The organism is Aeromonas sp. R9-2, assembly GCF_040908025.1.
Classification (GTDB): domain Bacteria; phylum Pseudomonadota; class Gammaproteobacteria; order Enterobacterales; family Aeromonadaceae; genus Aeromonas; species Aeromonas veronii.
The window spans coordinates 411,319-418,700 of the sequence record NZ_JBFOCX010000020.1; the positions used below are offsets into that span (position 1 = coordinate 411,319).

A 7,382-nucleotide genomic window follows, 5' to 3' on the forward strand; every position below is an offset into this window, starting at 1 on the left:
GGCCTTGTTGCTTCTGACGATCTCTCACGCCAGATAGCTGGCAGCGAACTCCGCTGGCGGCAGGGGGCGACTGAACAGATAGCCCTGGAGCCGATCACACCCCGCCTCGGTTAGCCACAACTGCTGCTCGGGTGTCTCTACCCCTTCGGCGGTGATCCGGATCCCCAACTCATGGCCCAACCCGATGACTGAGCGCACGATAGCGGTGGTCGCGCTATTGCTGGCGAGCCCCTGAGTGAAGCTGCGATCCAGCTTGAGGGTCGCCACCTGCAAACGCGGCAGATAGGCCAGCGAACAGTAACCGGTGCCAAAATCGTCGATGGCCAGCTGAAAACCGGCGGCGATCAGGTTGTCGAGGTTGGTCTCAATCTCGTCGGCATTCTCCATCAACACCCCTTCAGTGATCTCCAGCTCCAGCTGACTGGCCTTGAGACCATGGCGAGCGATGCAGGCAGAGACCCGTTCACAGAGCGTCGGATCACGGAACTGTAGCGGTGAGAGGTTGATGGATAGCACCATATCCGGCTGCGCAGTTTGCCACTGCGCCAGCTGGGCACAGCCCTGCTCCAGCATTAACTGGCCAAGCTGACCGATAATCCCCATCTCTTCCGCCAACGGAATGAATTCGTCGGGGGAGATCATCCCAAGCTCGGGATGGGGCCAGCGACAGAGCAGCTCGGCGCCGTGCAGTCTGTGAGTACGGGTACAGATAATGGGCTGATAGACGGCAACCAGCTGGGCGGACTTGATGGCGAGTGGCAACTGGGCGGCGATCAGCTGACGCCGCTTGAGCCGGGCATGCAGCTCGGGATCAAACAGGGTGCAGTACTGCTGCTGCCGTTTGCCCTGCGCCAGCGCAGCCTCGGCATGACTGAGCAACCGCTCGGCATCGCTTGCCCGCCCCTGGGCCAGCCCCAGAAACACCGGGATCTGGATTCGATGATCTTCCACCTGATAGTGCTCCATCAACTGCTGCTGCAGATGCTGGCTCCACCCCTGCAATGGCTCGTTGAAGTCGGGCAGCAACAGGCTGAAGTCATCGGCAGCGACCCGACAGAGCAGAGAACGCGGCGGCACCAGCTGCTGCAACCGCTTGGCCACTTGGCTGAGCAGGCGGTCGGCAATCCGGATCCCGAAGCGATCGTTGATTTCACGAAAATGGTGCAGATCGACCAGCACCAATGTGGCACTGCGTCCCCCAAGATGGCGGCTGGTCTGCAAGAACCGGGAGAGTTTGAGCAGTCCGGTCAGACTGTCGTAGTGCTGCTCCTGCTGCAACTGCGCCTGAGTGGTGCGCAGGCCGGTGATGTCACGCCCCAGCGTCAGGATCCCGAGGGAGTGACCGTCACCATCGGGGACATCGACCCGGGTGATCTCCATGTGTCGCCCCTGCCCACTGGCATCCAGCAGACAGCACTCGCCGTGGCCCATCCCCTGCGGCGCCGCCAACCGGAACGGCAGTTGCTGACCCAGCACCTCATCGGCCCCATGGCCGATAAAGTCGAGAAACGCCTGATTGCACTCCAGCAACACCCCGTTGTGATCATCGAAACGGATCAGGTCAGGAATGGCATCGAGCAGAAAACGCTGCAACAACTGCTGCTTTTTGACCGTCTGTTCCAGGCTCTTGCGCTGGGCAATCTCGTTAACCACCCCGAATACTGCGCACGCTTCCCCCTGCGGGGTGTAAAGAGGCACCTTGTGTACCTCCATCCAGCAGGTATTCCCGCCCCGGTTGCAATGGAGCTGCTGATACAGCATCGGCACGCCTCCGGCAAGCAGCTGCTCATCCTCACTGCGAAAGAGATCGCCCCATGGCATATCTGCATCTGTCTTGCCGACTACCTCGGCAGGCGACTCCAGCTTGGCTTCACGGGCGAACTCACGATTGGCGAACAGGTAACGCCCATGACTATCTCGACAGAAGATACTCATTGGCAATTGGTCGATGATCTGCTGCAGCAGATCCGGGGTGAGCATGTTGGTCACAGGGGTGCTTATGGAGGAATTTCGAGCAAATCTATGATAGCAAACCAATTTTGTAAAGCACCCCGATCACCTCCCCATAACATCGAACGCTGGATGGTTGCTGACAGAGATTGTCGCTCCGGCGATAATAGGCGCCGGTTGGCCAATGGCCTGGTGATATGGACGAGAGAAACAAGATGAAAAAGATTATGGGGAGCGCATTGGCGCTGCTGCTGGTTGGTTGTGCTGGTGACAATAACGGCGGTGAGGAGTATCGCTACAACCCGCCAATTGCCAAGGCAACCAACAATACTCAGGAAATGGCGATCCCGGTGGATCTGGTGTGGGCTCGCGCCGAGAAGTGGTTCACCGATCACGGCCTCACCATCGAAAACAGCCAGCGTGGCTCCGGCCTGATGACCGCCAACGTCACCCAATCAGCCGACGGGCTGGAGTGGCTGGACTGCGGAACTATGGGTTCCAAAGTTGCACTGGGCAACCCGAACCTGCAGATCAACCTGATCATCACCCAGAGCGGCAACAGCAGCGTGGCCACCGTCAACGTCAAGGGCAACACCGAGCTGTTCTTCGTTGAATCCTCAGGCGAGCGCGTACCGGCCCCTTCCATCAAGCCGGTCTGCGTCTCCCGCGGCACCCTGGAGCAGAGCCTGTTCGCCACCCTCGGCAACTGATTTCGCTTCCCTGCAAAGATAAAAAAAAGCGGCAGATTGCTCTGCCGCTTTTTTATTGCCCGAAGAGGGCTTACTTGTCGATATCGAGCATGTTGTTGGTCAACATGAAATCGATCACCTGGTTGGCCGTGGTGCCAGAACCGCCCGTCAGACTGTCGAAGGTATGGTTCATCAGCACAATCTCTTGAGTCACCGGCGCAGTACTGCTCTCCTTGACCTGCAGGTGCACCCCTTCATTGTCCTGGAACACCGAGAGCAGACTCTTCAGATCAGTCGTACTGTGAGAACCATCGTGATCCAGCAAATCGCTCAGATCCAGCTTGTCTCCTTCCAAACGGTTGATGGTGCCTGACCCCTTGTTGAAGTCCATGATGTAATCCTTGGTCAGGGAGCCGGATACTGTATCTCCCTTGTTCCAGACAAAGGTATCAGCCCCTTCCCCACCAATCAGGATGTCATTGCCCAAACCACCGATCAGATAGTCATTACCAGTTCCACCACCCAGCACATCGCTTCCACTCCCTCCACGCAGCGCATCTTTACCGTCACCACCGTAGAGATGGTCGTTACCCGAACCACCAAAAATGACATCAGAGCCATTTTGACCATAGATGCGGTCATCACCACCACCACCATGAGCAATATCCAGATAGGCATTGCTGTTTGCAGTGATTTTCAGGTCGCTGTTTTCATTGTTGGGGTCTTGCAGCAGAAGCGAATCTGCTCCACGGCTGAAGTTATCCACGGCAAGCTCTGCTGCATCCTGTTTCTGCTGGGAATTGCTATCGAAACCGGATACATGACTGTCTCCCAGATAGATAATATCGTTACCCTTACCCAGGTAGACCTTGTCGCCACCGACACCCACATCGACAACTATGCCGTTTTCAACGTGCTGCAGCGTCTTGTCGATCGGGGTGCCAGTTCCGGATGTCGACCATTGCACTTTCTGATTACTGGCTGTGGGGTCATACATCTGTACAGAGTCGATCATATCGCCCGTTGACTTGATGTCATAACCCACAACAAAGGTCAGCGTGCTTGCACTGGTGTCACCATCGAGATCTTTCAAGGTGTAACCGAAATCAAGCTTGACCGAGGGCGACACTGCAGCACCAAAGAACTGATAACTGCCGTTATCAAGATCGACAATCAACGAATGCTTGTTATCGATGTAGATAGTCAGCGTTTTGGTTGCTGCATCAAAGCTATGGCTGAGCGCGCTCGAACTGCCTGCAGTAGTAACTGTGCTGCCGTCAAAGTTATACGTCACGCCGCGGATCGTAAGTTGGCCAACAAAACCACCATCAGCACCAACTCCATATCCCTCAACACCGCTCAACAAATTACCGCCTATCGGCTGCACCACAGATTGCAACAGAATGGGTGGCAACTTGGTCACGTCCGGGACAATTACCGCATTGCCATCCACATTCAAGTAACCATCGAATGCAACTTTGTCCAGCTCGCCAGCTGGCACACTGTTCCCCATGCCGTATGCAAGCGCAGTCACCTTATTGTTCTGCAGATGTTTCGTCCATGCTGCAAGTTCACTCGCCTCAATGGTGTTGGGATTGCTGCCATCGCTACCTTCCGGTACGCCATCAGAGAGGAAATAGCTTACGTTGGAAGCTCCGGTTAACGGTCTTGCATTACTATTGCCACTCCAAAAACTCTCAGCCCATTTAATGGCGTCGTCGTAATCCGTTCCACCATTTGCAGTCAAGCCATTAATCCATCCTTTGGCCTGCTCAACAGTCATCCAGTAGATGGGGCTACCACTTGTTCCCTGATTCACAATACGTGCTTCAGAACTGAACAATACCAACTGCACCCGGGTTTGCCCTTGCGCCAGATATTGATCCAGCAACTGGTTGGCAGACTCTTTCATAACTTCCAAGCGAGTCTTTCCATTACCGGCTGCAAAGCCCATAGAACCGGAAACATCCAAAACCAGCTGTACGTTGGCACCAACTTTGGTTTCTGACTCCACGGCATGGAAGATCGGGCCAGCAACCGGTACATCGTCACGCACAGCCAAGTCAAACGAGCCAGTCGCAGTCTCAGCTCCAGACTTGCTTACCTCATAGTTGACGGTAAAGCGCAATTCGTCCTGGCTGGTCAACACTGTGCTCTGGCCATCTACTGTGTGGCTAAGCGGCTTGAGCAGAGTAAAGGTGTAGCTCGGTGGATTGGCACTGTTATCCACCGTCACGGTAAAGGCTACATTGGCGGGGTTGTTACCAAAGTACCCTTTGAGCCCGGCGCCATCCTGAACAACATTGACCGGCTGACCATCAATACCCGTCACCCCGCTCAGACCCGTAATGCCAACAAGTTTGAGTTGTACGCCAGAGACATTGCCACCACTGCCATCAGTCACCTGCAGCGACTGAGTCACAGAAAGCGGGCCGCTAGCAGGCATACCCACAGGCTCAGGCAAGTGTGCATTTCCGCCAGACAAACCATCCTCATCAACCAGACCATTGCCCAGTCGCACAGAGAGATCGTTGTCAGTAATGGTTCCGGCTCCGGTCGCACCACCTACTGTCAGAGTCAAGGTTTCAGTCTGTTCTACCAGCTTGTCATTCACTGTCGGCACTGACACGGTAAAGCTCGTCACACCGGCTGGTACTGAGATTTTGCCTGTGCTGCTGTTATAGGTAACACCGTGACTGAACTGCAGAGTTCCCCAGTCAGAGTTAGAGGCAGCATGAGTACCACTACCCGCGATTGAGAGGCTGTACTCAGTCGCTACATTAGTCGCACCACTCAAGGTCACAACATGCTGCAAGGTGGCCCCTTCAACCACAGTGGCACTCGATACGCCGGTTACATCAGGGCGCGCCAGCGGGTTGACAGCAAAGCTGCCTTGCGAGCCGTCACCGTCCCGATCATAGGCCTTGAAGGTGAAGTCGATGTCGCCATCACCAACCGGGCGCTGCATCTCTGCATACTGGAAGAATTCCCACTTGCCGGTAGCAGGGGTAAATTCCAGACGGAACACCAGGGTGCCATCGCTGGCTTCGCCATAGAGGGTATTGGGTAAGCCCGGTTTGCTGGAAATGGAAATCTCTTTACCAGTAGCGGTCATCAAACCCACTTCATTGGAGCCCAAAAGCCCTATATGTCCCTTGCCATCAGCCCCCCATTGCGGTGCCGCGGTCCCCGAGCCATAGGCAATTGCCTGTGGAGTAGAGGAGCCAAGGAACTCGATAGACTTGACGGTAAAGTCGCTGTTGTCCTTGACGTTGAAAGAATTGCCGTTATCGGTTGCTTTGATCACCATGGTGTCAAAACCACCTTGCTGAACCTGGAAGTTCTGGTTGTACTCTCCCCCTGCCGCATCCGACCTAAAGGGAAGTGTTGAGATCAGAACTCCGTCACGGTAGAACTCGACCACGCCGCTCTCCAGCTCACCACCGAACATCTTGCTGAACTCGATCTTGGCACCGTAAGCCACAGTGCCAGCATCCAGCTTGATCACCAGCTCTTCAGATACCCCTGAGCCATCGGCCAGTTTGCGGAAATCGACCTCGTTCTCAATATTGTGGTAAGGGGCTGTCGAGCTCTTGACACCTATTCCTTCGCCCGAGCCATTAACCAGAGCACCGGTCAAGACAGTAGACGTTGAAGAAAGGAACCCTTTAGCCGTAATGGTGAACTTGCCCCCATCAATGCTGGTGCGATCCCCGCTATAACCAGTCATGCTGAACTTGCCGGTCAATACATCAGGAATACTGGTTTTCAGCAGCGAAACCGCGGCAGCATCGCCAGCAATGGGGGCATCGTCCTCCACAGTGATAGGCAGACTATCGGTAACGGTTGTTTTGCCATCCGATATGGACACCCCCACCTTGAAGCTAAGCGCGTCTTCACTTTCCTTATCCGGATGATCAAGCGGCGCCTTAAGGGTCACCTCATAGCTCCAGTCACCCTTGGTGCTACCGGTAGGAGCGGTCAACTTGACATCAATGACCGCCTTGTAGTCCGCTCCGCCCTGAGTGCCGGTATAACCGGTCAACACTTTGGTAGTTGCATTCCAAGCCCACTGAATTACAGCACCACCGGAAGTCAAAGCGGTGGAAGGTGCACTCAGAGTAACGTTTAGTGTGTCCTGACTATCTACATCCCCAACCGTGATCTTACCGCTAGCTACCACACTATCAGTGCTGTCGCTGTTGCCCACTGTATCCTTAATACCACCGGAAAGCCCCTCTTCAGAAACGACTGCGCCATTATCAACATTCAGAGTAGGTGCATCGTTGGTGCCGGTGATGGTGATGGTCAGGGTGCTAGTCCGCGCTACCGTGCCGTCGGTCGCGGTGTAGGTAAACACCACGTTCGCCGGTTGACCTGCCGCCAGTTTCTGCGCATCCACGCCATTGGCATTGAAGCTGTAGCTGCCGTCAGCACGGATGGTCAGGGTGCCGTAGCTGTTGGTCAGCACGGTGTCGCCACTGGCGTTCACGGCCGTGGCCGTCCCGCTGGTGCCGCTCAGGATACCGGTCACCTTGAGGGCGTTGCCGTCGACATCGCGGTCGTTGGCCAGCACGCCGTTGGCCGCATCGACCGTCAGGATCGCGTCTTCGTTAACCGCGCCCACATCCGGTGTCAGCACCGGTGCATCGTTGGTGCCGGTGATGGTGATGGTGACCTTGGTGGTCGAGCCATCGCTCAGGGTCACGGTGAACTGCTCGATGTGTTTCTCGCCGGCAGTCA

At 55.7% G+C, this 7,382-nt stretch carries 3 protein-coding genes; 1 reads left to right on the top strand and 2 read right to left on the bottom strand.

Annotated elements, in window-relative coordinates; all coding sequences use genetic code 11:
* Positions 1-24 precede the first annotated feature (24 nt).
* Positions 25-1,980, bottom strand: coding sequence for an EAL domain-containing protein (locus tag AB5Y71_RS07945; RefSeq protein ID WP_368171344.1), 1,956 nt, complete (start codon positions 1,978-1,980; stop codon positions 25-27).
* A 185-nt stretch (positions 1,981-2,165) separates the two neighbouring features.
* Between AB5Y71_RS07945 and AB5Y71_RS07950 the strand changes: the two genes are divergently transcribed.
* Positions 2,166-2,660, top strand: a complete 495-nt coding sequence (locus tag AB5Y71_RS07950) for a hypothetical protein (protein WP_139409956.1) — start codon at positions 2,166-2,168, stop codon at positions 2,658-2,660.
* Between the two features lie 70 nt (positions 2,661-2,730).
* Here the strand turns inward: AB5Y71_RS07950 and AB5Y71_RS07955 are convergent.
* Positions 2,731-7,382, bottom strand: a 4,652-nt coding sequence (locus tag AB5Y71_RS07955; protein WP_368171338.1) for a VCBS domain-containing protein, incomplete at its 5' end; no start/stop codon positions are given.

What these genes read in the sequence shown, in the direction of transcription:
- AB5Y71_RS07945 (WP_368171344.1), bottom strand. Translation starts at nt 1,980, where the DNA reads ATGCTCACCCCGGATCTGCTGCAGCAGATCATCGACCAATTGCCAATG.
- AB5Y71_RS07950 (WP_139409956.1), top strand. Translation starts at nt 2,166, where the DNA reads ATGAAAAAGATTATGGGGAGCGCATTGGCGCTGCTGCTGGTTGGTTGT.